The sequence below is a fragment of the Pseudomonas sp. MH9.2 genome (genome assembly GCF_034353875.1).
GTDB lineage: Bacteria > Pseudomonadota > Gammaproteobacteria > Pseudomonadales > Pseudomonadaceae > Aquipseudomonas.
The window spans coordinates 836,913-862,218 of the sequence record NZ_CP133784.1; the positions used below are offsets into that span (position 1 = coordinate 836,913).

The following is a 25,306-nucleotide window of genomic DNA, read 5'->3' on the forward strand; positions in this document are numbered from 1 at the left end:
CGAAAAATAAACGTGGAAAACCCTAAAAAACTCTGAAAAACGCGCTTCAGCCTGTCGCAGCGCTGAACGATGCTCTCTATACTAGGTCCCCGTTTGCGCACCGCTCTAGTGCACTCGGCCGGAGCGTTGTACCTCTTCAATCCTCCATTCAGAGCTGCCGTAAAAATGAGCCTGTTCTCCGCTGTCGAAATGGCACCACGCGATCCAATCCTGGGCCTCAACGAAGCATTCAATGCCGATACCCGTACCTTTAAGGTCAACCTGGGGGTCGGGGTGTACTGCAACGAAGAGGGGCGAATTCCACTCCTGCGTGCCGTCGCCGAAGCTGAGAGCATTCGCGTGGCTCAACACGTCGCACGCGGTTACTTGCCGATCGATGGCATCGCCGCTTACGACCTGGCCGTGCAGAAACTGTTGTTCGGTGCCGAGTCGCCGTTGCTGGATTCCGGGCGCGCCCTGACTGTTCAGGCCGTGGGCGGTACCGGTGCATTGAAAATCGGTGCCGACTTCCTCAAGCAACTCAAGCCCGACGCGATCGTGGCCATCAGCGATCCAAGCTGGGAAAACCACCGTGCGCTGTTCGAGACCGCTGGTTTCCCGGTTCAGAACTACCGTTATTACGATGCGACCAGCCATGACGTGAACCGTTCAGGCATGCTCGAAGATTTACAGAACCTGCCGTCAGGTTCGATCGTGGTCCTGCACGCCTGCTGCCATAACCCGACAGGTGTCGACCTGAGCCCTGAGGACTGGAAAAATGTCCTCGACGTGCTCAAAGCCAAAGGCCACGTGCCGTTCCTGGACATGGCGTATCAAGGCTTCGGCGACGGCATCGAAGAAGACGCCGCCGCAGTGCGCCTATTTGCCGAGTCGGGCCTGACCTTTTTCGCCTCCAGCTCGTTCTCCAAATCGTTCTCGCTGTATGGCGAACGCGTTGGCGCGTTGTCGATCGTCACTGAATCGAAAGACGAAACCGCACGGGTTCTGTCACAGGTCAAACGCGTAATCCGCACCAACTACTCCAACCCGCCAACCCACGGCGCAACCATCGTCGCTGCGGTGCTCAACAACCCTGAGCTGCGCGAGATGTGGGAGCAGGAACTGGGCGAAATGCGTCTGCGGATTCGTGGCATGCGCAAGGCCATGGTCGAGAAGCTGGCGGCCCAGACCGATCACGACTTCAGCTTCGTCGGTCGTCAACGCGGCATGTTCTCCTACTCCGGACTGACCACCGAACAGGTTCATCGCCTGCGCAATGAATTCGGCATCTACGCCCTCGACACCGGCCGGATCTGCGTTGCCGCACTGAACCAGAGCAACATCGACGTCGTGACCAAGGCGATTGTTCAGGTGATCTGACGGTCGTTGGCGGTAGACAAAGGGGAGTCAGCGTGAGCTGACTCCCCTTTTTTATGTAAGCCAGACACCCGTCAAAGGCACGTGATTTACTGCGCTTTTTTGCGATACGCCATCGAATCATCAATCCGCTTGAGGATGTAATCCCCCGCTGCGACGGGTGGGTACAGGCTCGATGCCGAATCGATACCTAAATCACAGGGATCGACCACCGCGCTGTAGGTCGGGTCGTAAAAGGTCGCGATGGAATAGCGTTCATGACCTGACTTATTGATCACTCGATGCAAGGTCGAGCGGAAACGGTTGTTGGACCAATGCGCCAGCAGGTCGCCGACGTTGACCACCAGACTGCCAGGGATCGGCGTGGCATCGATCCAGCGGTTAGAGCCCAGCTCACGCACCTGCAAGCCCCCGCTGTTGTCCTGATACAGCAACGTAATGCAGCCGTAATCCGTGTGCGGTGCAACCCCGAATTGATCGGCTTCGGCCATCGGCGGATGGGGTGGGTAATACACCATCTGAGTCCGTTGCAGCGGTGTGTGGTACTTGCTGTTGAAGAAATCCTGTTCTATGCCCAGACCCGCTGCCACCGCTTTCAACAGATCGGCCCCGGCCTTGCCGATTTCGACGTAATACTCAGCCAGCGCAGTGCGCAGCCCCGGCATAAATGCCGGCCATTGGTTCGGTCCGCGTAAAGCCTCTCCAGCTACCACACACGGATCGTCTTCAGGCAGTTCCAGCCCGATGCTGAAGAACTCCTTGAAATCAGGCTTGGTCGCCTCATACATGGTCGCCCCGCCCAACGCATGCCAGCCTCGGTGCCGCTTATTCACCGCCACCTGCCGCTTGACCTCGGCCGGGTAGGCAAAGAACTGCGCTGCCGCCGCCATCGCCCGATCAATCACCTCCTGCGGCACACCGTGATTGATGATGTAGAAGAAGCCGGTTTCGCTGCAGGCCACGCGAATGGCCTCACCGGCCCGGCGAATACTCGCCTGGTCACCTTCACGAACACCGGACATATCGATCAAGGGCAGATTAGCGCTAGAGGTCATGCTCGCTCCTGTTTACAGGGGTTATACCGGGCTGGAATGGAGGGATCAATCGAACAGCAGAATGCGCGGTATATACAGGTGTAAGCATTTACTGTGCCGCCGACATTGTCCTTTTCCGCAAACCCTCATGCTCACGCTGACCGCCTGTTTTTCTAACGACCAACGCCGCCTTGTCATCAGCAATTACCTGGTTTCCCTTTGCCTCATCAGTGGGCGGAACGACCTCAATGGGTGCAACTTTCGGTGACAGCAGCTGCCAGGAATACCCCGGCAATCCTGTTTGATTCTATAAACACAGGCGAAGGAACGACCCTCATGATTTGCAATCGACGCATTGGCCTGCATCTTGCCTTACCTGTATAGACAAGAGCATATGGCTTGCCAACGATTGCTGCGGATGCGGTTCTGCTGGGACGCGCTACCTTGTATGGAGTGGCCGTCGGCGGCCAGGCCGGTGCAGGGCATGCTCTTGATCTGCTGACACAAGAGTTACGTCTGGCCCTGTCGTTGCTCGGTCAACCGGACTTGAGCCAACTCGACAGTCGCGGGTTGCGCCTGAATCCTCTTTCTTCTCTTACCGTGAGCTAGGCCGATGCCTCATTTGCAACAGACCCTCGAGCAATTGCGCGCAGCATTGGGTGACGCGGCGGTAGTCACGGGCGCCGCGATCAATCAACGGCACTACAGCGACTGGACCGGCCACGCACCTGCCTGTCCGGCGGCGGTGTTGCTGCCAAGGAGAACTGAGGACGTCGCCGCCGCCTTGCGTATTTGCAACGCAGCGCGGCAAACGATCGTGCCTCAAGGGGGAATGACCGGGCTGGCCGGCGGCGCGGTGCCTCGGGAAACCGACATCGCCCTGTCCCTGGAGCGGATGCACGGCATCGAGGAAATCGACCCCGCCGCCGCCGCCATCAGTGTCTGGGCAGGCACCACCCTGCAAGAAATTCAACACGCGGCGCTCGACGCAGGCTTTCTATTTCCGCTGGACCTGGGTGCCCGAGGCTCATGCCAGATCGGCGGCAATATCGCGACCAACGCGGGTGGCAATGCCGTGATCCGCTATGGCATGACCCGAGACTTGGTGCTCGGCCTGGAAGTGGTTTTGGCCGATGGCCGCGTGCTCAATCTGCTGAACAAGATGATCAAGAACAACTGCGGTTATGACCTGAAACAGTGCTTCATCGGCAGCGAAGGCACCCTTGGGGTAATCACCCGCGCCATCTTGAAGCTCGCGCCATTACCCGGTGAAACCACGACCCTGCTGTGCGCCCTGCCCGACTACGCCAGCGCGGTGAGCCTGCTGCGGCGAGTGCAACGTAGCGTTGGCACACCGCAAGCCTATGAGCTGATGTGGCAGGACTTCTTCTGCTTGGGCGTTTCCTGGCTGGAAAGTCCGGTAGCGCCGATGTCGCTGGATTATCCACTGTACGTGCTGCTGGAATCCGCCGCCGCCCGCGAGCGGTTGGAACAGGCCCTGGAAGATGCCATCAACGCTGGCGAAGTGGTGGATGCAGTGCTGGCCAGCTCACAGGCCCAAGCCCACGCACTGTGGAAGATTCGCGAAGCGACCGGTGAATTTCCGTTGCGCATGACGCCGTTGAATTTCGACGTAAGCTTACCCATTGGCCAGATCGGCGACTTCGCCGAGCTGTGTCGGCAGCGCCTTGAGCAACGCTGGCCGGGTAACCGCAGCGTGTACTTCGGCCATATCGGCGATAGAAACCTGCACCTGACCGTGGACTGCGATTCATTGCCACAGCCAGCGCCTGTTTTCGAGATTGAAGAACTGGTCTATACCGCCGTCGGAGAGTTGGGCGGATCGGTGTCCGCTGAACATGGCATCGGCCTGCTCAAGCGTGATTTTCTTCATCACTCGGTCAGCCATGAAGCGCGTCAGGCGATGCAGCAGCTCAAGGATTGCTATGACCCCAACGGCATTCTCAATCCGGGGAAAATACTCGGCTGAAGCTCATCTCAGGTTGTACATACAGGTACGGCACGCTAACTGCACTGAGCAATAGGCAATAGGCAATAACCCTTACGCAACGATCATAAAAATCAACACCACAGCCAATACAAGAACCGACACAAACCACCAGCGTTCACTGCATCTGATGAAGGAGTTACCCCATGCAACTCGATTCTCTGTTCAGTAAGACATTCAACGGCCTGTGCGTCGCCATGGCCCTGGCCGTTGCTCCCCTGACGGCGCATGCCGATCAACTGGCCGATGTAAAAAAAGCCGGTGAGCTGGTGGTGGGCACCGAACTGCAATTTGCACCGTTCGACTTCACCGACAACGGTAAACAGAAAGGCCTGAACGCCGAACTGTTCGAACAACTGGGCAAAGAACTGGGGGTCAAAATCAAATTTCTCGACCTGCCGTGGCCGAGCGTATTGCCAGGGCTGGAAGCGAAGAAATTCGACGTGGTCGCTGGCCCCATTATCGTCACCAAGGCGCGCAAAGAGCGCTACCACTTCGTGATGCCGATTGCCGAAGCGACTGTAGCGCTAATGATTGGCGCCAAAGACGAGACCATCAAAAAGCCTGAAGACATCTCTGGTAAAACCGTCGGCGCAGGCAAAGGATCGGCACAGCTCGAAGAGCTCAAATCCTTCGCCGCGACCCTGCCGGAGAAAGTCACGATCCGCGAGTACGTCGATAACAACCAAGCCTATGCCGACCTGGCTGCCAAGCGCATCGTCGCAGTCGCCAACTCCCTGCCGAACATTTCCTACGTCGCGGCCGAGAAATCAAACTTGTACAAAGTGGTCATGCCACCGTTCGGCAAGAAATCTTACTTCGCCTATCTGGGACGCAAGGATGACGACGCCAACAGCCTGATCGCCGCCCTCAACGCCGCCATGCTGAAAATGCATGAAGACGGTCGCCTCGCCAGCCTGCAGAAAAAATGGCTGGGGGCCGAAATGGACGTGCCTAAAGCTGACTTCGACCCAACCTGGTAAACAGCTTTAGCGGGTTGAATCAACGGATCGCCGGCTCAACCGGGCCGGCGATCATCGAGGGTGGAGTCACGACGATGTTCGATTGGCCTTTACTGCTGCAAAACCTGCCGTTACTGCTGAACAGCTTGCTGGTGACCCTTGAGGTTTCGGTCGCGGCACTGGTTTTTGGTTTTGTCATCGGCGTGATCGTCGGCAGCTTGCGGCTGTCACCCGTGCCGCTGTTAAGACGCCTGGGTGGCGCCTATATATTCGTGTTCCGGGGCATTCCGCTGCTGGTGCAATTGCTGTTCATCTATTACTTCCTGCCGCGCATCGGCCTGCCGAACGTCTCGCCCATGGTGGCGGCAGTGATCGGCCTGTCGCTAGCGGCCGGGGCTTATATCGCCGAGATCATGCGCGGTGGTTTTCTCGCCATTCCCGGCGGGCAACTGGAAGCCGCCGGCCTGCTGGGCATGAGCGCAGGACAAATGCTGGTGCGCATTCGCGTGCCTCAAGCCGTACGCCTGACCCTGCCGGCGCTGGTCAATGAAATGATTCTGCTGATCAAGGCATCGTCGCTGGTATCCGTAGTGGGTCTGGCCGACCTGACCCGTACCGCACAGAACATAGCGGCCAGTGACTACATGTTCGTTCAGGATTACCTGATGCTGGCTGGCTTCTACTGCCTGATCAACATTCCGCTGGCATTTTGTGGTGGCCTGCTGGAACGCCATCTGAAGAAGCGAGCCCTATGATTTTCGACCCCAGGATCATCACCGAGCACCTCGGTGACATCGGCCAGGGTTTCATGGTCACCCTCGGCACCTGGTCTGCCGGTGTTGTCCTTGGATTAATGCTGGGCATGCTGATCGCCGTCGCGCAGCTGTTCGGCAACACCCTGGTTCGCACGCCGCTGCGCGTATTCATCGAGGTGATTCGAAGTACGCCGTTTCTGGTCCAGCTGTTTCTGGTGTATTACGGCGGGCCGTCTTTTGGTCTCAGCCTGGAGCCCATCCCGGCCGGCATCCTCGGCCTGGGCATCTATGGCAGTGTCTATTTCGCCGAGATTTTCCGTACCGGCTTTGAATCCGTGGCCCGCGGCCAACTGGAAGCCGCCGACTGCCTGGGCATCAGCCGCCTGCAATGCATCACGCGTATTCAGATTCCGCAAATGCTGGTGATCATCCTCCCGGCACTGGTCAATCTGGTGACCATCCTGTGCAAGGAAACCGCCGTGCTGTCGATCATCACCATCCCCGAACTGACCATGGTCCTGACCGGCATCGGCTCGGAAACCTTCGCCTTTGTCGAAACCCTGCTGGTGCTGTGCATTGGTTACCTGTTGCTGGTGGAAGCGTGCTCACGGTTGGGCATGCTGCTTGAAGTGCGGGTCGGGCGTTTCATGCAGAAGCAACCGCGATGAACAATGCCCTCCGCCCCGCCACAGACCCGCGCCTGGCACCCACGCGCTTATCAGCCTTGCAAGAATCAGGTGAAGCGATGAAAACTCCCGAAGCACTCTCCGACAACCGCGAGCCGATGCTGAAACTGCACTGCGTCGGTAAAAGTTTCGGTCCATTGCGCGTACTCAAGGGTATCGACTTGCAGGTCCGGCACTCTGAAGTGGTGTGTCTGATCGGCCCCTCAGGCTCGGGTAAAAGTACCCTGCTGCGCAGCATGGCGTTTCTCGAAGAGTACGACGAAGGCGAGATTTATATTGAGGGAAATCTGCTTGGCTGGGTGCCAGACAACGGCAAAGGCCGCAAGCGCGCTGCGCAATCCCAGATCAATCTGGTGCGGCGCAATGTCGGCATGGTCTTTCAGCAGTTCAACCTGTGGCCGCACATGACCGCACTGGGCAACGTCAGTGAAGCGTTGCTGCGCGTGCGTAAGCTGTCTGCCGCCGATGCGCGGCAGCGGGCCATGGCGATGCTCGATAAAGTTGGCCTCGCCCACAAGGCGGATGCTTATCCAGCCCAACTTTCCGGTGGTCAGCAACAGCGTGTGGCGATTGCCCGAGCCCTGGCCATGGAGCCGCACATCATGCTGTTCGATGAGCCGACCTCGGCCCTCGACCCGGAGCTGGTCGGCGAGGTGTTGCACGTCATGAAAACCCTGGCCAAAGAAGGCATGACCATGGTCGTGGTCACCCATGAAATGGGCTTCGCCGCGCAAGTGGCCGATTCGGTGGTGTTTCTCGATCAGGGGGAAGTCGTCGCGCGCGGCACGCCGCACGAGATATTTCATAACGCCGAACACCCGCGCCTACAGCAGTTTTTGCAGAACTACCTGGACCGCAATGCGTTCTGGCAGGACAGCAAAGAAGTGAGCCCGGCATGAGCACGACCGATTTGAACCTGCTGGCTCGCGCCGAAGTACGCGACCTTGCCAGCTACAACGCCGGCCTCAGCTCGGAGGCGGTGCGCAAACGCTTTGGCCTGACCCGCGTCGCCAAACTCGGCAGCAATGAAAATCCGCTCGGCCCGGCACCTGCCGTGGCCGCCGCCATGGCCCAGGCGTGCAGCGAAATTGCCCTATACCCGGACGCCAGCTCCCTGACGTTACGCACCGCCCTCTCGAAAAAGCTCGGGGTGCCGGGTAATCAATTGGTGTTCGGCAATGGCTCGGAGGATCTCCTGAGTATCGTCAGCCGAGTGTTTCTCGACCACGGCGATGAAGTGGTGACTGTGGTGCCGTCCTTCGGCCTGCACTTCATCTATCCGATAGCCGCAGGCGCCTGGGTTGTGGGCGTACCGATGACCGCCGACGGCGCCTTCGACGTAGCGGCAATGATTGCTGCACTGACGCCGCGTACGCGCTTGTTGATGTTTTCCTGCCCGTCCAACCCGGTCGGCAGCACCCTAAACGCCGATGAACTGCAGCAATTGCTCGCGGCATTGCCTGCGTACTGTTTGCTGGTGCTCGACGAAGCCTATTACGAATACGCGCAACATGAAGCCGGGTACCCGGACTGCCTGGGCCTGATCCAAGACAGCGCTAAACCTTTCATTTTGCTGCGCACCTTTTCCAAAGCCTACTCGCTGGCTGGTCTGCGCATCGGGTACGGTATCGTCAGTGATCCCGTGTTGGCAGACCTGATTGATCGCCTGCGCACGCCTTTCAATATCAACCGCGTGGCCCAGGCTGCGGCGGTTGCGGCATTGGCCGATGATGAGCACCTGCACGCGGCCCTCGAACATGTCGCCGGCGAACGTAGACGAATGGCCACTGCGCTGCAGGGTTTGGGCATCGTCAGTGTGCCGTCGATGGCCAACTTCCTGTTTTTCTCCACACCCCTTGCCGCCGAGACCGTCAACCAGGCGCTGTTACACCTGGGCGTGATCATCAAACCCTGGCGTGAGGCCGGGCATACCCGCTATTTGCGAGTATCCGTCGGCAGTCGTGAGGATAACGACCTGTTTCTTGAGGCCTTGGCAAGCGTCCTCACCCAACAACACGTGCGGAGCGCCTGATGATAAAAGCCGCACCGCAGGCCCTTTACCAGCGGGCGAAGGACTTTGTTCAAGGCAAACTTCGCTCCGGCGAATGGAAGCCCGGCGATTTGATTCCTTCGGAAAACCGTCTGGTGCAGGAACTGAGCATGTCGCGCATGACCGTCAATAGGGCACTGCGCGAACTGACCGAGGAAGGCCATCTGGTGAGGGTCTCAGGGGTCGGCACCTTTGTCGCCAAGAGCAAGCCGCAATCGAACCTGCTGCGCATCACCAACATCGCTGACGAAATCACCGCCCGTGGCCACCGGTACTCCTGCCATGTGTTGCATCTGGGGCGCGAAGCCGCCTCAATGGCCGTGGCCGCTGCCTTGGCGTTGTCCACCGGCACCTCGGTGTTTCACCTGTTGTGCGTGCACTGTGAAGACGGCGTGCCGGTGCAACTTGAGGACCGGTACGTCAACCCCGAGCTGGCGCCCGAGTTCATTCAGCAAACATTCGGCGAACACCTGCAAGCGTCCCGGTACCTGCTACAGGTGATCCACCCTGACGAAATGGAACACATCGTAGAAGCCAGTCACCCCAGCAACGACGAAAGCAAATACATGCAGATCGACGCCAACGAACCCTGCCTGGTGCTGATGCGTCGAACCTGGTGCGGCGGCAAGGTTGTCACTTACGTACGCCTGGTTCATCCCTCATCACGCTATCGACTCGGCAGCCGTCTGCACGTCAACGGTGCGTACCGCGACGGCTGACCCCGCTCAATCGCTCGCCATTAGCCGGGCGCTGGCCTACCATCGCCACGGCCTGTGGTTTCACGCAGGGCCCGATTACGCTAAGGAATCACCATGACCGACCAACACCGCATGCATTCAGGCCGACTTGATGGCCGGCATCCACAGCAAGGGGTCGAACAATGAGCCTCGACGGGATCGTGTTACCAAAAGGCGTGGGACCCGACGCCGAGAAGCTGCTGGACGCCATTACCCAAGCAGGTACGGCCGATGATTTGAATCGCGCTGGGGGCAAAGCTGAAGGATTCGTCCTGGGACTGGAGAGCGGCAAGTGCATTAAAAGTCAGATCGCGGAGCGTCTTTATGTGGCGTTTGATGACGCGTGCAGCCAACGACTGACAGAACTGTCCGCCTAACTATCAGCGACCTGAACACCAAAAAACATACCGATAAAAAAGGTTCTGTATCACAGAGCCTTTTTTATAAATCAGGTCATATAGCTTTTATCAAAGCGCACCCGACGATGGCCTATCCACCATTAGAGCAACCGGTACCCATCACCAAGTATTCAAGGATATGTGCCTTGCCAGCAGAGTCCAGGTAGTTCATTTGCACCGGAACCGCTTCACAGCCCCCTCGGGCATCGGAAATTGACAGGACCTTCGCAATGTCCGGTTTCATTGAATAGTCGTAGTGTTCAACGGCAGGCTGTTGCTGGGCAGTCCCTTCATGTTTTTCATCGGCCATGCTGACTGCAGACACACAGGCTAATAAAAACAGCAGTGACGCTTTCATCTTTACATCCCTCTCACTTTAGGTGCGACAGGCAGCCGAACTCACGACACGTCAATTTCATCTTGCAGGCGTGAGTGATCAACGTGTCTGTTCGGGTTTCAATAGTTAGTGAGGTGAAGGGTAGGCGGCAACGGTGCTTACTTACAGTGCCTATTCTGATAAAGACTATGTGCTGTTTTGGTAACAATAACCCCGCACTCCGTTAAACTCAGTGACTGCCCACAAAGACAATACGCAATACGGCGTAGCCCTCGAACACGTCCACACATCTTCGTCCCAATCGCCCTTCCCCCCCTTGTGCGGGTTCAAAGCGGAGGGCGCAACGGTGCCACTGATACACACGGTCGTGCCACCCGCCTCGCCATCACCTGATGCTCATTGAGGCCGTGTCGGAAGTTGCATCAGGTGTACATCTTGCCCTCACACCTTGGGCGACAGGTCGGCCATGCCCTTAAGCAACTCAATGGGCAATGGGAAGACAATCGTCGAGGTGCGGTCGTTGGCAATCACACTCAGGGTCTGCATGTAGCGCAGTTGCATGGCGCCAGGTTGTCGGCCCAGCACCTCAGCGGCTTCTGCCAACTTCTCCGAGGCTTGCAACTCGCCTTCGGCATGGATCACCTTGGCCCGACGCTCACGTTCAGCCTCTGCCTGTTTGGCGATGGCACGAATCATCGACTCGTTGAGGTCGACGTGTTTAATCTCGACGTTCGCCACCTTGATCCCCCAGGAATCGGTCTGTGCGTCGAGCACCTTCTGAACATCGACATTGAGCCGCTCACGCTCGGCCAGCAGCTCATCCAGCTCGTGCTTGCCCAGCACGGCCCGTAGCGTGGTCTGCGCCAGTTGGCTGGTGGCCATGAGAAAGTCTTCGACCTGGATGATCGCCCGTTGCGGATCAAGCACCCGAAAATACAGCACTGCGTTGACCTTCACCGAAACGTTGTCCCGGGTGATCACGTCCTGCGGCGGCACATCCAGCACCACCGTACGCAGATCGACCCGCACCATCTGCTGAACCATCGGAATCAGCAGGATCAAGCCCGGCCCCTTGACCTGCCAGAATCGCCCCAGCTGAAACACCACCCCTCGCTCATACTCACGCAGGATACGAAAGGTAGAAAGCGCCAGCAGTACCAACAGCAACACCAGCGCGCCAAAACCCAGTTGCACAAACATGATCAGTCTCCTTGTTGAGGCTTATCCGGCACCTCCGTGACCTCCAGCAGCAGGCCACGACGCGCCACTACCCGGACCCGTTGACCGGGCCGTAACGGTGTTTGACTCAACACCTGCCAGTTTTCACCTTGCAGTTGCACCCAACCGCCCAAGGGGTCATCCGCCTGCAATGCGGTTATCGTGACCATACTGCCGACCAGGCCCGCGTCACCGCTGACGACCTGGCGCTGCCGGGACTTGAGCGCCACCCCGACCAAACCGATGAGGCACAGGGCGCTGACCGCTGCCATCGCGATGATCAACGGCAACGCCACCGAGAATCCAGGGGCCTGGGTGTCCATCAACATCGTCGCGCCGCCGATGAAAGCAACAATGCCGCCAAAACCGATCACCCCGAAACTCGGCAGAAACGCCTCGGCCACCATCAGCGCCATCCCCAGCATGATCAGACCGACACCGGCATAACTCACTGGCAACAATTGCAAGGCATACATCGCCAGCAGCAAACAAATGCTACCGATGACACCTCCAGCTGCCGAGCCAGGGTTAAAAAACTCGAAAATCAGACCGAACACGCCGATCATCATCAGCACCAGCGCTACATTGGGATTGGTGATGATCGCCAAGGCGCGGATGCGCCAGCCCGGATCGTCGTGAATCACCGTCGCATTCGCGGTATGCAACTGCACATTCCGGCCTTCCACGTTCAGGAATTTGCCGTCCAGTTGCCCGAGCAGATCGCTCAAATCCTTGGCACGGTACTCAATGACATCAAGTTTCGCGGCTTCAGAATCAGTCAGGCTGACAGCGTCACGTACCGCCTGCTCGGCCCATTCGGCGTTACGCCCGCGCAATTGAGCCAGCCCACGTAAAAAAGCTGACGCATCGCTGATTTGCTTGCGCGTCTCGGTGTCGGTTGCGGGAGATTCTGACGGCGCAGGCTGAACGCCAAGCTGAATAGGTGTGGCGGCGCCCAGATGGGTGCCCGGTGCCATGGCCGCGATATGGCTGGCGTAGAGGATATACGTGCCGGCACTCGCCGCACGGGCACCGCTGGGCCACACATAACTGACCACCGGCACCGGGCTAGCGAGAATAGCTTGCACAATCACCCGCATCGAGCTTTGCAGCCCGCCAGGGGTATCGATGGTGAGCACCACTAACTGAGCCTGCTCGTCCGCAGCCCGGGCCAAACCATTAACCACGTACTCGGCGCTGGCCGGGCCGATCACATCATCCACCGCCAACACCCTGACCGAACCGTCTGCAGCAGTCGCCACCACGGGCACCCCGAGCAGCCACATCAACAGCACTGTATTGCGCCACCAACGACTGCTCACAGAAACCTCCCAAACATGTCTCGCCGACTGTCACCTGTCATTTTAGTTGACGCCAGCCCCGGACGGATGGGTTTAAGGGGGGACTCACCAGCGCATGCGCACGCCAAGGTTACCGATCAAGCTAAAGGCGTTCTCGGCAGAGGACTTTGTCCGACAAACAGGCCCGCGCGTGGGGTATCCCCGCGAGTGCTTTGCTCTTTACCCCAGCCGCCAGGTCCCTGGAGCCTTTGAGGTCTGGATCAATTCGTTCAGCGCCATGGGCTTGGCGAAGTAATAACCCTGAGCCTGACCAGCCCCCATTTCGCGCAGGAGGTCGAGGGTCTCGACGTCTTCCACGCCTTCGGCCACCACTGAGAGGCCGAGTGATTCGGCCATACGCACGATGGCCCTGACGATGGCGCGACTGCGCGGGCTGGCGGTGAGTTCGAGAATGAATGACTTGTCGATTTTCAGGCCGCTGAAGCGGTACTGGTGCACATAGCTCAGTGACGAAAACCCCGCGCCGAAGTCATCAAGCACCACCGACATACCATTGTCGGCCAGTTGCTGCATGGTCTGCCGCGCAATGTCCGGTTCGGCCACCAGCGCGCCCTCGGTCAGTTCCAGGCAGATCCGCGACGGTGCGACCCCGTGTCGGGCGAGCAGCGTCAGCACTTCACTGGCGAGCTCCGGCCGGGTCATGCTGTAACTGGAGCAGTTCACATGTACGGGCGGCCAGTGGGCGTGTTCGGGCTGCGCCAGAATGACGACGATACTGGTCAGCATGTACAGGTCGAGTCGTCCGATCAGGCGCAGGCCTTCTACAGCGGGTAGAAACTGGCCTGGGGCAATGACCCGGCCGTCAGGCTGGTGCCAGCGAATCAGCGCTTCTAACGCGACCAACTCGCCAGTTCTCACGCAGACGATAGGCTGGAAATAGGGCACCAGTTCGTCAGTGCGCTTAAGTGCATTACGCAGTGCGCCTTCCTGCTCGACCTGGTCCGACACCTCACGCCGCACCTCTTGATTGAACACGGCATAGCTGTCGCGACCGCCACTCTTGACCCGATACATCGCCATGTCCGCATCGCGCAACAGGTCGGCCGGCTCATGGTGAAATTGACTGTCAGCGCTGACAATACCGATGCTGCAGGAGGAAAACACTTCATGGCCATTGATAAAAAACGGCAGGTCGAACGCAGCAAGAATCCGCTCGGCTATATCGACCACCGCATCGAGTGGTGCATCGGGCGCAAGCACCGCAAACTCGTCGCCGCCGAGCCTCGCCAGCAGGTCGCTCTCACGCAGACAGCTGCGCAAACGATAAGCCGCCTGCATCAGTAACAGATCGCCAAAGTGATGGCCGAGACTGTCGTTGACCATCTTGAAGCGGTCAAGGTCGATGAACATCACGGCGAGCGGCAGGCCGTCGTTGCCAAACTGAATCCATGCCACATCAAGGCGCTGCTGCAAATAGCCGCGGTTTGGCAGACCGGTCAAGGCGTCGTGGGAGTTCTCGTGTTGCAACTTGGCATTGGCGTGGTCGAGTGCGCGGGTGCGATCCTGAACCCTCGCTTCGAGCTTGAGGTTGGCCGCGTGGATCGCTTCGGCAGCGCTACGACGCGACAACGCAGTGTCGATATGACGCGACACGAAGGACAGCAACTCTTGATCGCGCTGTGAATAGCTCACCTCAGGAGTATAGCTCTGCACCGCGAGCACGCCACGAACCACGTCACCATCGAACAGTGGGATGCCAAGCCAGGAATAAGATCGGGTGGACTCGTTGATAATTTCGATTTCGCCGAGTCTCTCCAGCCTCAAGGCTTCATCTCGATCAATCAGACGCGGCCGGCGCTGGCATATCACATATTCGGTATACCCACGCTGACCGCGTCGTGACGATGGTCGCGCCGTCTGTCGCTCATCGACATAGTAAGGAAACGTGACCTCTGCGGTCGTGTCGTCGAAGAACGCGATGTAGAAGTTTTTCGCAAACAACAGATCGCCCACGATCCCGTGCAGACGCTGAAAAAGCTCCTCCATGTCGCCGGATTGGCTCGAGAGTTCGGCAATCTGAAACAGCGCACTTTGGAGGTGTTCAGCACGCTCTCTGTCCGCCACTTCCTGACGCAGTGCATTGTTGAGCTCCGACAGTTCCAGCGTGCGTCGCAACACCGTTTCTTCTAGGTCGGCACGGTGCAGAATCCGGTCGAGCGCCATGGCCACGTGCCGCGCAACGACCAGGAACAGCGCCCGGTCCTCGGCACTGTAAACGCGCGAAACGTCATACACCTGCATCGCCAACATGCCGAACACATCATCCGATGCATTTTTAAGCGGCGCGCCCATCCAGAACTCGGGCCGATGGCCTACACAAAAAAATCGACCCTGCGCCTGGGCTGTACGGATACCGGCGGCGTCGATCAGTAATGGCTGGCCGCTGGTCAGTACCTGCCCGGTCAAGGACACGTGCGTGGGATCGAGAAATTCGTAGTTCTCGGCTTCCAGTGCATCAACATCAATGATGTCGACGTAATAGGGGTAGGTAATTTTGCCGCTGCGAGCATCGTAGAGCGCGAGGTAAAAATTCTCGGCGTCGATCAGCGTCGCGAGTAAACGGTGAACCCCGACCAGAAAGACCGAACGCTCACGTGTGGAGCTGGCCAGGTAGGTGATTTCATACAGCACACGTTGGGTAATTTGTGCCCGAGCCAGCGTATCGGTCTGCACCTGAAGGCCCAGACGCAGGGCAAAGTCGGCCAAAGCAGGATTTGCGGCGTCATCCAGTGGCGCCAATAGCCAACCCAGTGCGCTTTCGCCACTACCCGTTGGCCAACGGTGCAGTTTCCAGGCGACGCAAAAAGCATCGAACGCGTCATTGGCGATACTGGCAGGCCATTGCACCTGCGGATCGCCCTGCCCCACCCGGTGCATTTGCTCACCGGCTCTGTACACGACCCATGACGTTGTGTGGTTCCAGCTCTGAGCTGCCGCCAACAGCGTTTCAATCGCATCCCTGGCGCCGCCCGAGCTGCCGATAGTTTGAGAGGCGACATCGCCGCAATCATTTGATTGCCCCAAGGTGTCGGTCAAAGGACGGAAACTCATCTGCGCTCCATGAGCCAGAAACTGGCGGTACACATCTTATTTGTAGTAATCGATGTGCTAACAATCCTTTTTTTTAAAGCTTATCGCGCTGTATTTCAATTGTTTTATATGTTTTTGTACGGCCCCCTCCAATAACAACTTAGTTCATTGCGCTTTATCGGCGGATTCCGGCGCGGCCGCACTGCTGCGGTACATGAACACCAAGGCAAGCCCCAGGCAGACCATTGCCAGGATACGGCTGCCCGACAACTCGATGGCGGGATTGCCCAGCCAGCCAAAGTTATCAATCAACATGCCCATGCCCAGTTGACCGACGATCACCGCAACGGTCGCGACAGCCGTACCCACCCGTGGTACGGCACCGACCATCACCATCATGTAGATCACCCCGAAAAAGGCACCGCCCAGCTGCCATTTCGGCACATCCAGCACGCTGATGGAATGCGCGGGTTCGAAGAACAGGATAAGCAGTGCGGTGATCACCGCGCCCACTACGAAGGTCAGCAAACTGCTGCGCAATACACCCACAGCCTCTCCAAGACGACCATTGATGGCGGCCTGAATGCTTAGAACGGCGCCAGCAGCCACCACCAGAATCAACAATAGAGTCACGTTCATCATCAACCTCGCGCAATCAGAATAAGTGCCACCAGAATCAGTATCAGGGCCACCCAGCGTTCAACATTGACCCGCTTGCGGGCCGCACCGAACCAGCCGAAATGGTCGATCAACACGCTTTTACCCACCTGGCCGGACAGAATGGCAATCATGGTCATCGCGATGCCGATGTGGGGCGTCGCCACTGTCAGCACCACCACATACATCGGCCCAAGGAAGCCACCCAGCAATTGCCAGCGCGGCAACTCAGACAACGCGGGCCCCTGTTGCGGCCCACTGAGCAGCGTTAGCAAAAACAGCAGGGCGGCACCGACACCAAAGATACTCAGGGTTGCCCACAAGTGCCCGACCTGCACACCCAATGGGCCGAGCAATCCGGCTTCGACCGACAGGCCCATGCCCGCGAGAATCACCAGCGGCAGCAGCAGCAACTTTTTCAGCCGGGCGTGCCGGTCCTGATCTTCAAGTACAGCGTTTTCCAGCGGTGTGACGTGCATCAGGTGCGCCTTCTACAAAAATCGAGGTGCAAGACCAAGGCCTTGCCGAGGGCACGAAGTATGGGTTGATCGTCCTTTGCGTAAAATGGGACTATTCACAAAGTACTTTTGCGCAACCCGCACAGCAGGATTAATCATGCACGGCTTCAACGAGTTGGGATTCAAGGCGCTGCGCCTGTTCGTCGCCGTGCTTGATCGAGGGAGTTTTTCCGAAGTTGCGCGCCGTGAAGGTGTGGCGCCCTCCTCGATTTCGCGGCAAATCCAGGTGATGGAAAACGCGCTGCAACAACAACTGTTGTATCGCCATACGCGCGCCGTTACGCCGACCGAGGCGGGGCGATTGCTCGAACATCATGCCCGCCTGGTACTCGCGCAACTGGAGGAAGCCGAGCGGGCCTTGCAGGAGCAGGACAGTGAACCCAGCGGTCTCGTACGGATCAATGCACCGGTGGTCTTCGGCCAACGGCATCTGGCGCCCGGGCTGGCCGAGTTGTGCCGCCGCTATCCGAAGTTGCAACTCGACGTGCAGCAGACCGATACATTCGTTGACCCTTTGCAGGAAGGCGCGGACTTGCTGTTCCGCATCGGCGTCCTGAATGACTCGAGCATGCAGGCGCGCATCCTCGCCCCGCAACGCTATCGGCTTGCCGCCAGCCCGGCGTACCTGGCACGCCACGGTACACCGCAGCACCCGGATGAGCTGGCGGCGCATCAGTGCCTGGCCTACAAAGGCATGACCGGCCAGCAGCGCTGGTTCTTTCGCCTTGGCCAGGACAACTGGGTGCCTTACACCGTCAAAGGCCCACTGACCGGCAATCACGCCGAAACCCTGACCCAGGCCGCCGAACTCGGCATGGGCCTGGTCATGTTTCCCTCGTGGCTGATTGGCGAGGCACTGCACAAAGGGACGCTGCAAGCGGTACTGAGCGAGTTTCACGTATCGACCAGTCTCGAACCCCAACAGATCGCGGCCCTGTGGCCGACCAGCCGACGCCTCTCGGTCAAAGTCAGAACAGTGATCGATTTCTTTGTCGAGCGGTTTGGACCGACACCCTATTGGGATCGTTGAACGGTGTGTTCTTCGGATAGCCGTGTGCTTTTACTTCCTGGCAGCTTTTACTTCCCTGCAATAGTTCCGCAGGGTATTTTCGCACCTTCACCAGCCCATCAATGCGCGGTGGCGTCATTCATTTCGACGCCCACAAGGCGCTGCGCGCAATCAATCAGGAGAGATTAAATGTCTTTTTTCGTTAAAAAGGCCGCTGTTTTGATCCTGGCGATGGCGGCCAGTCTGGGCGGTATAAACAGCTATGCGGCGACTGCGCCGACCAAACAAAAACCGGCGATGCAGACAGTATCGACACTCAGCGGAAAATTCGAATTCAAACTTCCCGACAGCTATGTGGCCAACCCATTGCCCGCAGGCGATGAAGCCAGCGGCACTGCGGGTGAGACCGGAACGATGTACGTCAATAAAACGACGAAGAGCGTGGTCATCGCCGTCGAACACCCTCTGCAGGCTGGGGTGAACGCGAAAGACAATGACGCTGATTTTCTCGACGGCGCGGTTGCCGGCTTTCTCAAACAACAGAGTGCAGGACTGCCTGATTTCAAGAAGCTCAGCGAGAAGAAACTGACCCTCAAAGGTCTAGGCGTGCGCCAGATCGACAGCACCGCCACCATGGGCGGCGGCAGGACCCTCAGCACCACTTTCCTGGCCGGGTCGGGCACTCACATGTCGGTGGTTCAGGTCATATTCCGCGCGGACGACCAGGCTGGGCACGATAAACTGATCAAGCAAATCGTCGGTGGTCAATGAGGTGATGCGCCTGTGAAGCGAGTGAGGCTCCGCTTCCAGGCATCATTGATTGATCTGCTGCAACCAACTGTTCAGGTCCACTATTTCGGTCTGACTGATCGTGTGGCCAATGCCTGGATAGGCATGAAACTCCGGGGTCAGGGACAGGCTTTGCAGCAGCGTCTCTGCGTCGGTTGCACCCGCGTAAGGAAGCTTTCGGTCTGCGGTTCCATGACCGATAAAAATAGCCACCTGTTTGAGGTTGTCGGCAGGCTTCAATTCAGACTTCAACACCGGCAGAATCTTCCCGCTCAATGCCGCGATCCCGCGCACGACCTCGGGATCGCGCAGGGCAACTTCATAGCTCATGATCGCCCCTTGGCTAAAACCAACCAGAAACACCTTGTCAGGCTGGGTGTGGTATTTCCCGGTGGCTTTGGCGATGAAATCAACGATCTTCCCTGCGCTGCTCTTCAGCTCATCCGTCTCGCCATCGTAATCACCCTCGCCCGCCTTTTTGTTGAACCACTGATAGCTGTCTGACTCGACCTCAAACGGTGCCCGCACCGACAGATAGGTGTAGTCGGCGGGCAATTGATCTTTTATGTCGAACAGGTCCTCTTCATTGCTCCCAGAGCCATGAAGAAAAATAATAAGCGGTTTATTGTGTGAGTCGGGACCGGCCTGCTCGATGTAACTCAACGGTAGGTCGGTGTGCAGTGTTGTGTCGGCATGGGCAGCCGTCGATGCCAACATAAACAACACGGTCCAAAGCTTAATCATTTCAATGCTCTCGTGGCCCGTCAAAGAGGCGCACCTGGGGCGATATCTGCCGTGGGTCCGTACTTAATTCAATCAACGCAGGAACGCCCGCCAGCCGGGCACGCTGAAACGCATCGGCAAAATCTTCGGTGCGCTCGACTAATTCACCATAAGCACCAAAGGATCTGGCGAAGGCCACGAAGTCAGGGTTGACCAGGTCGGTCGCCAACACCCGGCCGGGGTACTCGCGTTCCTGGTGCATACGGATGGTCCCCAGCATGGCGTTGTTGACTACGATGACCACCAGCGGTGCACCGAACTGCATGGCGGTCGCCAACTCCTGCGGGTACATCATGAAGCAGCCGTCGCCGGCAAAGCAGACCACGGTGCGCTCGGGGTTGCGTAGCTTGGCGGCAATCGCGGCGGGAAAACCGTACCCCATCGCGCCGTTGGTAGGCGCCAACTGAGTGCCCGGTTGCCGATAGCGGTAGAAACGATGAACCCAGACGGTGTAGTTACCGGCGCCGTTGCTGATCACGGCGTCATCGGGCAGTACATCGTTCAAATGTGCAACCACGTGCGCCATGTCCACGCCGACCAGTTGCGGGTGAGCCTGGGGCGGCGTTGAATGCTCCACGTAATCAGCCCGCGCAGTTTCGGTCCAGGACGTCCACGGCTGCTCCGCAAGCGGCTCGAGTTGCGTCAGTGCAGCAGCAAAACCGCGCAGGGAAGACACAATCGGCAATCGGGCTTGATACACCCGCCCCAGCTCTTGCGGATCGGGGTGCACGTGGACCAATGGCTGCGTCGGCACCGGGCTTTTGATCAGCGTGTAGCCATTGGACACAGTTTCGCTGAGGCGCGAACCGATCACCAACAACAGGTCAGTGGTGCACAGGCGCTCGGCAAGCTTGGGCGAAATGCCCAGGCCCAACTGACCGACATAATGCGGATCACGGTTATCGAACAGGTCCTGGCGACGGAACGACGCCGCCACCGGCAGGTTGTTCACCGTAACGAAATGCTTGATCGCCCGGGAAGCCTCGGCATCCCAACCCGTGCCACCCAACACCACCAAGGGCTTGCGAGCGGCACGGAGCAGCTCGCGCAACTCAATCATCGCGGCCGGGTCCGGCGCTGCGCAGGCAACGCGGACCGGCGACGCGTCGAGACACAGACCGCTGCCGAACAGCACTTCTTCCGGCAGGCTGATCACCACCGGCCCCGGGCGCCCGGAGAGTGCAATGCTGAACGCCTTCGCAACGATTTCCGGAATACGCTCCAGACTATCGATCTCGGTCACCCATTTCGCCAGGCCGCCGAACATCTGGGTGTAATCGACTTCCTGAAAGGCCTCGCGGCCCTTGAAGCCACTTTCGATCTGGCCAATGAACAGAATCATCGGGGTCGAGTCCTGTTTGGCCGTGTGCACCCCATTGCTCGCATGGGTGGCGCCAGGGCCACGGGTCACAAAGCAGATGCCCGGCCGCCCCGTCAGCTTGCCGTAAGCGTCGGCCATGTTCGAGGCGGCGCCTTCATGGCGGGTGACGATGGTGCGGATGGCGTGTGCATCGTGCAGGGCGTCGAGCACCGGCAAATAGCTTTCGCCGGGCACGCAATAGACCGTGTCCACAGCATTGTGCAGCAGCGCATCGACCAGGATTTTCCCGCCGCTGCGGGGTTCGATGAGTTCAGGCATAGACTTCAAGCTCCTTGTTAAGGGTTTCCGGCAGGAACAGAGCGACGAAAAAAACATTCCAGGCATCCAAGTGCGGACACTCGACTAACCTCAGCAGAACGGTTGACTCTATAGGGTGATTGCCGCTCATGACAACGATTAGCCGCATCGCGCGAATCCTGATTTCACTGCTGGCATTAGCCGCTGTTTTGTACGTACTGGCCTGTGTGCTGCTGTTCGTGTTCCAGCGCTCGCTTATCTATTTCCCGCAACCTCGCGCCATGAGTAGCCCCTCGACTGTTCTTGAGCTCTCGCAACCGGATGCGAAGGTGTTGGTATCGGTCTGGCCACGCGCCAGCCCCAATGCGCTGATTTACTTCGGGGGCAATGCCGAGGATGTTTCCCTGAACCTGTTGCAGTTTTCGCAAGCGTTCCCGGACCAGGCCCTTTATCTGCTCCACTACCGCAGCTTCGGCGGCAGCACCGGTTCACCCTCCGAGGAGTCGATTAACCGTGACGCCCTCGCTTTGTTCGACAAGGTCCACGCTGTCCACCCTCACGTTACGATTGTGGGTCGCAGCCTGGGTTCGGGCGTCGCCATTCGCCTCGCCAGCGAACGCCCGGCATCGCGACTGATCCTGATTACCCCCTATAACAGCCTCTTGGAACTGGCCCAAAGCAGGATGCCCTTGTTCCCGGTGAAATGGGTTATGCGGGACACGTTTGAATCCTGGCGTTACGCGCCACTCATCACCGTGCCGACACTGCTGATCGCGGCCGGGCAAGACGAAATCATACCCCGCGCCAGCACGGAGCAACTCCGCACACACTTCGCCAACGGCGTGGCCACGCTGCAGGTAATCCCCGGCAAAGACCACAACTCTATCTCCGACAGCCCTCAGTATTTGCAAATGCTGCGAGACGGGCTATGAGGGCCTGGCTGGGCATTTCAGCCATCTAGAATCAGGCCTTGGGCATCCGCCTAGATAAATAAGAGCTTTACATACAAACGATAACGATTATCATTGGCGATATGTTTCACATTACGGAATATGCCCAGTGATCAGGAAGTCACCCGTTTTTTCTCGCCTCAATGGCGGCGAAAGCGTCTACGGTTTACTCAATTCAGTCCCCTCCCCCCTGCTGTGCGAAATGATTGCCAGCGCCGGCTATCACTTCGTCATTCTCGATATGGAACACCTGCTGCGGTCCGGCGATGAGCTGATGCATTGCATACGCGCTTGCGAAGCAACAGGGATTTCGGCCTGGCTGCGTATCCCGGAAGTCGACGTCAAACTGATTGGCCGTGCGCTGGACGCAGGCGCCGAAGCCATCGTTCTGCCGCGTGTCGAAAGCGCCGACGAAGTCGCCCGCGCCCTGGAAGCGGCGTATTTCCCACCGCTGGGCAAGCGCGGAATCAGCGGCGGTCGCATCACTGGTTTTGGCCATGTGTCATTGCCCGACTATATCGAACTGGCGAATCGCCAACGCCCCATCGTACCGATGATCGAAAGCGCCGCAGGGCTTCGAGCCCTGCCCGACATTCTCGCGCTGCCCGGCGTTGGCATGGTGCTCGAAGGCGCGCTCGATCTCGCCCTCGATTTGCAACTGGGTCCTGATCCATTGCACCCGCGTGTCTGGCAAGCCCTACAAGGCATGGCCGATGCCTGCGCCGCCGCTGAAGTTCCCTTTTGCGCAAATCCACGCTCGCCCGAACAACATGCCTGGTGGCGTGACCGGGGGATTCGCAGCTTTCTCGCTGGCGAAGACCGCGGCCTGCTGCACAACGCGTTGAAAGCGCGCTTGAACAGCCTTCAATTTCCCAACTGAGCCTGAACGAAGTCCAGATGAAAACAACAAACTATCTGTTTGCATTTCCCTTCAGCCTGCTCTCTCTGAGCATCTGCCAAACCGTACTGGCCAACGACCCGCCTGCCGATTACTCGCTCGCCCCTATGGTGATCAAGGGTGACGTGCTCGGTACCGCCAGCGATCCGGAAGTGCGGACCTACTCCGGTAGCCGCAGCGTGATCGACGCCGCCGACTTGAGGAAAGGCAGTGTCCGCGGGATTGACGATGCCTTGCAGCGCGTGCCCGGCGTCAAGATTTTCGATGAGACCGGCACCGGCGCCTTGCCGCAGATTTCCGTACGCGGTCTATACGAGAGCCGAAGCGGGCGCATTCAGGCCTTGTCCGATGGTATTCCTCTGGCCTTGGCGCCCTATGGCCAGACGGGGTTGTCGCTGTTTCCGATGACTCTGGCGACAATCGACCGCGTCGACATCGTGCGCGGCGGCGCGGCAGTGCAGTACGGCCCGAACAATGTCGGCGGCGTGATCAACTTCATCAGCGCGCCGATTCCCCATGAAATGCAGACCACTATTCAGGAGCGCACCACCTTCGCCGCCGGCGGGCGCCAACTGTTCGACACCTACCTGGGGACCGGTGGCTACCTGACCGACAACTTCGGCCTGCAACTGGACGTCAATACCATTCAGGGCGAATACGGCCGCGAGCACTCCGATACCGACATCCAGAACTACCGTCTGCGAGGTCAATGGAACATCGATGATGACCGCTCACTGAGTTTTGGCGTGCAGCACTACACGGCCGATATGGACCTGGCAGGCGCCCTGAGTGTCAAGGACTACAAGGACGATCCGCGCCAGTCGACCCGTCCCCTAGACCGCTTCGAAGGCGATACCGACCGGGTCTGGGGCACTTACACGCAACAGCTTGGCGCCATGGGCCCTTTCGATTCAGTCGAGTTCAGCTGGACCAACTTCGCCCACAAAAGCTACCGCAACTTCGTTGTTGGCCTGCCGTTCACCCCGGACGGTACCGCCGTGACCCAGCAGGACGGTCCGCGTGACTTCAAGGTCTGGGGCAGCGAACCGCGCCTGAGCATGAGCATCGACGGTGACAAGGTCGGTCAAACCTGGGTGCTGGGTGCCCGCTACGTCAAGGAAGACATCGATTACCGGGTTGATCGCGAAGCCCTCGGCACGGGCGTGACCAGCGTCTTCCGTGACTGGCATTTCAACGACGAAGCCAAAGCCGCCTACCTGAGCAACGCCATCAGCCTGTTCGACCGGCGCCTGACCATCACCCCGGGCATTCGCTACGAAAACGCGCGAATGGACTATAGCGACGGGATCACCGGTTTTCAGCACAGCAACCTGGCCGAAGAATGGTTGCCCGGCCTGACCGTGGGTTTCCAGGCCAACGACGATTGGTTCGTGTACGCCAACGCCCAGCGCTCATTGCGTCCACCGCAGATCACCCAAATCGTCAAGGAAGGCGACGTGGGCGCGGAAATCGCCTGGAACTACGAGACCGGCGTGCGCTACACGCCATGGCAAGGCTTGCGCGTCGATGTCGGTCTGTACCGCATCGATTTCGATAATCAGATCGAGTACAACGCCACCACCGACCGTTACGTGAACCTGGGCAGCACCCGCCATCAGGGTATCGAGACTGAACTGTTCTGGACCCCGTCGGTGACCCCGAACCTGGACCTGCATGTCAGCTACGCCTACCTCGATGCCAAGCAGCGAGCCGGTGACTTCAAAGACAACGAAGTGCCTTTCGCGTCCAGACACCAGTTCAACGCCGAAGGTCGTTATCACTTCTCCCAGCACTGGACCTACAGCCTTGATGGCCTCTACGTCAGCAGTGCCTACACCGATGCGGCCAACAGCGGCGCGGAAAACGCCAGTGCATCGGTTGGCAGGCTACCGGCCTATTGGGTCTTCAACACAGCGCTTGAGCGCGAATTCAAGCTTGACGACAAAAGCGTGCTGACCACATCCGTCGGCATCAGCAACCTGCTCAACCGCGAATACTACTTCCGTGGTATCGACACCAGCCCATGGGGTCGCCAGCCGGCCCCGGAGCGCGCCCTCACCCTCGGCGCAAATTACCGCTTCTAACTGCGCACCCGCGCCCCTGTAAAACCAGTCGCCCAACCTGCTTGGGACGGGCGACTGCTGCCCCCAGG

24 protein-coding genes are annotated in these 25,306 nt (G+C 58.7%); 15 read left to right on the top strand and 9 right to left on the bottom strand.

What is annotated here, in order from left to right:
- Positions 1-165: 165 nt before the first annotated feature.
- Positions 166-1,359: an amino acid aminotransferase gene (locus tag RHM55_RS03780; protein WP_322179578.1), complete on the top strand. Its 1,194-nt coding sequence runs from the start codon at positions 166-168 to the stop codon at positions 1,357-1,359.
- An 86-nt stretch (positions 1,360-1,445) separates the two neighbouring features.
- Here RHM55_RS03780 and RHM55_RS03785 read toward each other — a convergent pair whose 3' ends face one another.
- Positions 1,446-2,411 (bottom strand): isopenicillin N synthase family dioxygenase, encoded by a 966-nt coding sequence (locus tag RHM55_RS03785; protein ID WP_322179579.1) that lies wholly within the window; start codon positions 2,409-2,411, stop codon positions 1,446-1,448.
- A gap of 378 nt (positions 2,412-2,789) precedes the next feature.
- Between RHM55_RS03785 and RHM55_RS03790 the strand changes: the two genes are divergently transcribed.
- The 9 genes from RHM55_RS03790 to RHM55_RS03830 all read left to right on the top strand — a co-directional run bounded on the left by RHM55_RS03790 (position 2,790) and on the right by RHM55_RS03830 (position 9,965).
- A complete protein-coding gene (locus tag RHM55_RS03790; protein ID WP_322179580.1) occupies positions 2,790-2,999 on the top strand; it encodes an alpha-hydroxy-acid oxidizing protein in 210 nt (69 codons plus the stop codon).
- Positions 3,000-3,003: 4 nt separating this feature from the next.
- Positions 3,004-4,380, top strand: coding sequence for an FAD-binding oxidoreductase (locus RHM55_RS03795; RefSeq protein WP_322179581.1), 1,377 nt, complete (start codon positions 3,004-3,006; stop codon positions 4,378-4,380).
- A gap of 164 nt (positions 4,381-4,544) precedes the next feature.
- Positions 4,545-5,381, top strand: coding sequence for a transporter substrate-binding domain-containing protein (locus tag RHM55_RS03800; protein ID WP_322179582.1), 837 nt, complete (start codon positions 4,545-4,547; stop codon positions 5,379-5,381).
- A 74-nt stretch (positions 5,382-5,455) separates the two neighbouring features.
- Positions 5,456-6,115 carry an amino acid ABC transporter permease gene (locus RHM55_RS03805; RefSeq protein WP_322179583.1) on the top strand — a complete coding sequence of 220 codons (660 nt, stop codon included), beginning with the start codon at positions 5,456-5,458 and terminating at the stop codon, positions 6,113-6,115.
- Positions 6,112-6,783 carry an amino acid ABC transporter permease gene (locus RHM55_RS03810; protein WP_322179584.1) on the top strand — a complete coding sequence of 224 codons (672 nt, stop codon included), beginning with the start codon at positions 6,112-6,114 and terminating at the stop codon, positions 6,781-6,783. Before RHM55_RS03805 ends, RHM55_RS03810 begins: the two co-directional genes overlap by 4 nt.
- Before the next feature lie 116 nt (positions 6,784-6,899).
- On the top strand, positions 6,900-7,700 hold the full coding sequence (locus tag RHM55_RS03815; protein WP_322182723.1) for an amino acid ABC transporter ATP-binding protein: 801 nt from the start codon (positions 6,900-6,902) through the stop codon (positions 7,698-7,700).
- Positions 7,697-8,833 (top strand): histidinol-phosphate transaminase, encoded by a 1,137-nt coding sequence (hisC, locus tag RHM55_RS03820; protein WP_322179585.1) that lies wholly within the window; start codon positions 7,697-7,699, stop codon positions 8,831-8,833. Before RHM55_RS03815 ends, hisC begins: the two co-directional genes overlap by 4 nt.
- Complete coding sequence (gene hutC, locus RHM55_RS03825) at positions 8,833-9,570, top strand: histidine utilization repressor (protein ID WP_322179586.1); 738 nt, start codon at positions 8,833-8,835, stop codon at positions 9,568-9,570. Before hisC ends, hutC begins: the two co-directional genes overlap by 1 nt.
- Positions 9,571-9,731: 161 nt before the next feature.
- Positions 9,732-9,965, top strand: a complete 234-nt coding sequence (locus tag RHM55_RS03830) for a hypothetical protein (RefSeq protein WP_322179587.1) — start codon at positions 9,732-9,734, stop codon at positions 9,963-9,965.
- A 112-nt stretch (positions 9,966-10,077) separates the two neighbouring features.
- Here the strand turns inward: RHM55_RS03830 and RHM55_RS03835 are convergent, their stop codons facing one another.
- The 6 genes from RHM55_RS03835 to RHM55_RS03860 all read right to left on the bottom strand — a co-directional run bounded on the left by RHM55_RS03835 (position 10,078) and on the right by RHM55_RS03860 (position 16,969).
- Complete coding sequence (locus tag RHM55_RS03835; protein WP_322179588.1) at positions 10,078-10,344, bottom strand: DUF2790 domain-containing protein; 267 nt, start codon at positions 10,342-10,344, stop codon at positions 10,078-10,080.
- Positions 10,345-10,764: 420 nt separating this feature from the next.
- Positions 10,765-11,523 carry a slipin family protein gene (locus RHM55_RS03840; RefSeq protein ID WP_322179589.1) on the bottom strand — a complete coding sequence of 253 codons (759 nt, stop codon included), beginning with the start codon at positions 11,521-11,523 and terminating at the stop codon, positions 10,765-10,767.
- 2 nt (positions 11,524-11,525) lie between these two features.
- A complete protein-coding gene (locus RHM55_RS03845) occupies positions 11,526-12,863 on the bottom strand; it encodes a nodulation protein NfeD (RefSeq protein ID WP_322179590.1) in 1,338 nt (445 codons plus the stop codon).
- A 198-nt stretch (positions 12,864-13,061) separates the two neighbouring features.
- On the bottom strand, positions 13,062-15,953 hold the full coding sequence (locus tag RHM55_RS03850; protein WP_322179591.1) for an EAL domain-containing protein: 2,892 nt from the start codon (positions 15,951-15,953) through the stop codon (positions 13,062-13,064).
- A 144-nt stretch (positions 15,954-16,097) separates the two neighbouring features.
- A complete protein-coding gene (locus RHM55_RS03855) occupies positions 16,098-16,571 on the bottom strand; it encodes a DMT family transporter (RefSeq protein WP_322179592.1) in 474 nt (157 codons plus the stop codon).
- A 2-nt stretch (positions 16,572-16,573) separates the two neighbouring features.
- Positions 16,574-16,969, bottom strand: a complete 396-nt coding sequence (locus RHM55_RS03860; RefSeq protein ID WP_322182725.1) for a DMT family transporter — start codon at positions 16,967-16,969, stop codon at positions 16,574-16,576.
- Between the two features lie 235 nt (positions 16,970-17,204).
- Here RHM55_RS03860 and RHM55_RS03865 point away from each other — a divergent pair, with 235 nt between their 5' ends.
- Together RHM55_RS03865 and RHM55_RS03870 are read left to right on the top strand one after the other, a co-directional pair.
- Positions 17,205-18,137 carry a LysR family transcriptional regulator gene (locus tag RHM55_RS03865; protein WP_322179593.1) on the top strand — a complete coding sequence of 311 codons (933 nt, stop codon included), beginning with the start codon at positions 17,205-17,207 and terminating at the stop codon, positions 18,135-18,137.
- A gap of 168 nt (positions 18,138-18,305) precedes the next feature.
- Positions 18,306-18,887 carry a hypothetical protein gene (locus tag RHM55_RS03870; RefSeq protein WP_322179594.1) on the top strand — a complete coding sequence of 194 codons (582 nt, stop codon included), beginning with the start codon at positions 18,306-18,308 and terminating at the stop codon, positions 18,885-18,887.
- 42 nt (positions 18,888-18,929) lie between these two features.
- Here the strand turns inward: RHM55_RS03870 and RHM55_RS03875 are convergent, their stop codons facing one another.
- Complete coding sequence (locus RHM55_RS03875; protein WP_322179595.1) at positions 18,930-19,649, bottom strand: alpha/beta hydrolase; 720 nt, start codon at positions 19,647-19,649, stop codon at positions 18,930-18,932.
- A gap of 1 nt (position 19,650) precedes the next feature.
- Complete coding sequence (locus RHM55_RS03880; protein WP_322179596.1) at positions 19,651-21,327, bottom strand: thiamine pyrophosphate-binding protein; 1,677 nt, start codon at positions 21,325-21,327, stop codon at positions 19,651-19,653.
- 128 nt (positions 21,328-21,455) lie between these two features.
- On the opposite strand from RHM55_RS03880, the gene RHM55_RS03885 reads away from it, so the two are divergent.
- From RHM55_RS03885 to RHM55_RS03895, 3 genes are all read left to right on the top strand, one after another.
- The gene (locus tag RHM55_RS03885; RefSeq protein WP_407074627.1) at positions 21,456-22,238 is read left to right on the top strand and encodes an alpha/beta hydrolase; all 783 of its coding nucleotides are present in this window, start codon (positions 21,456-21,458) and stop codon (positions 22,236-22,238) included.
- Positions 22,239-22,365: 127 nt separating this feature from the next.
- Positions 22,366-23,136, top strand: a complete 771-nt coding sequence (locus tag RHM55_RS03890; RefSeq protein WP_322179598.1) for an HpcH/HpaI aldolase family protein — start codon at positions 22,366-22,368, stop codon at positions 23,134-23,136.
- A 17-nt stretch (positions 23,137-23,153) separates the two neighbouring features.
- The gene (locus tag RHM55_RS03895) at positions 23,154-25,238 is read left to right on the top strand and encodes a TonB-dependent siderophore receptor (protein WP_322179599.1); all 2,085 of its coding nucleotides are present in this window, start codon (positions 23,154-23,156) and stop codon (positions 25,236-25,238) included.
- Positions 25,239-25,306: the final 68 nt, after the last annotated feature.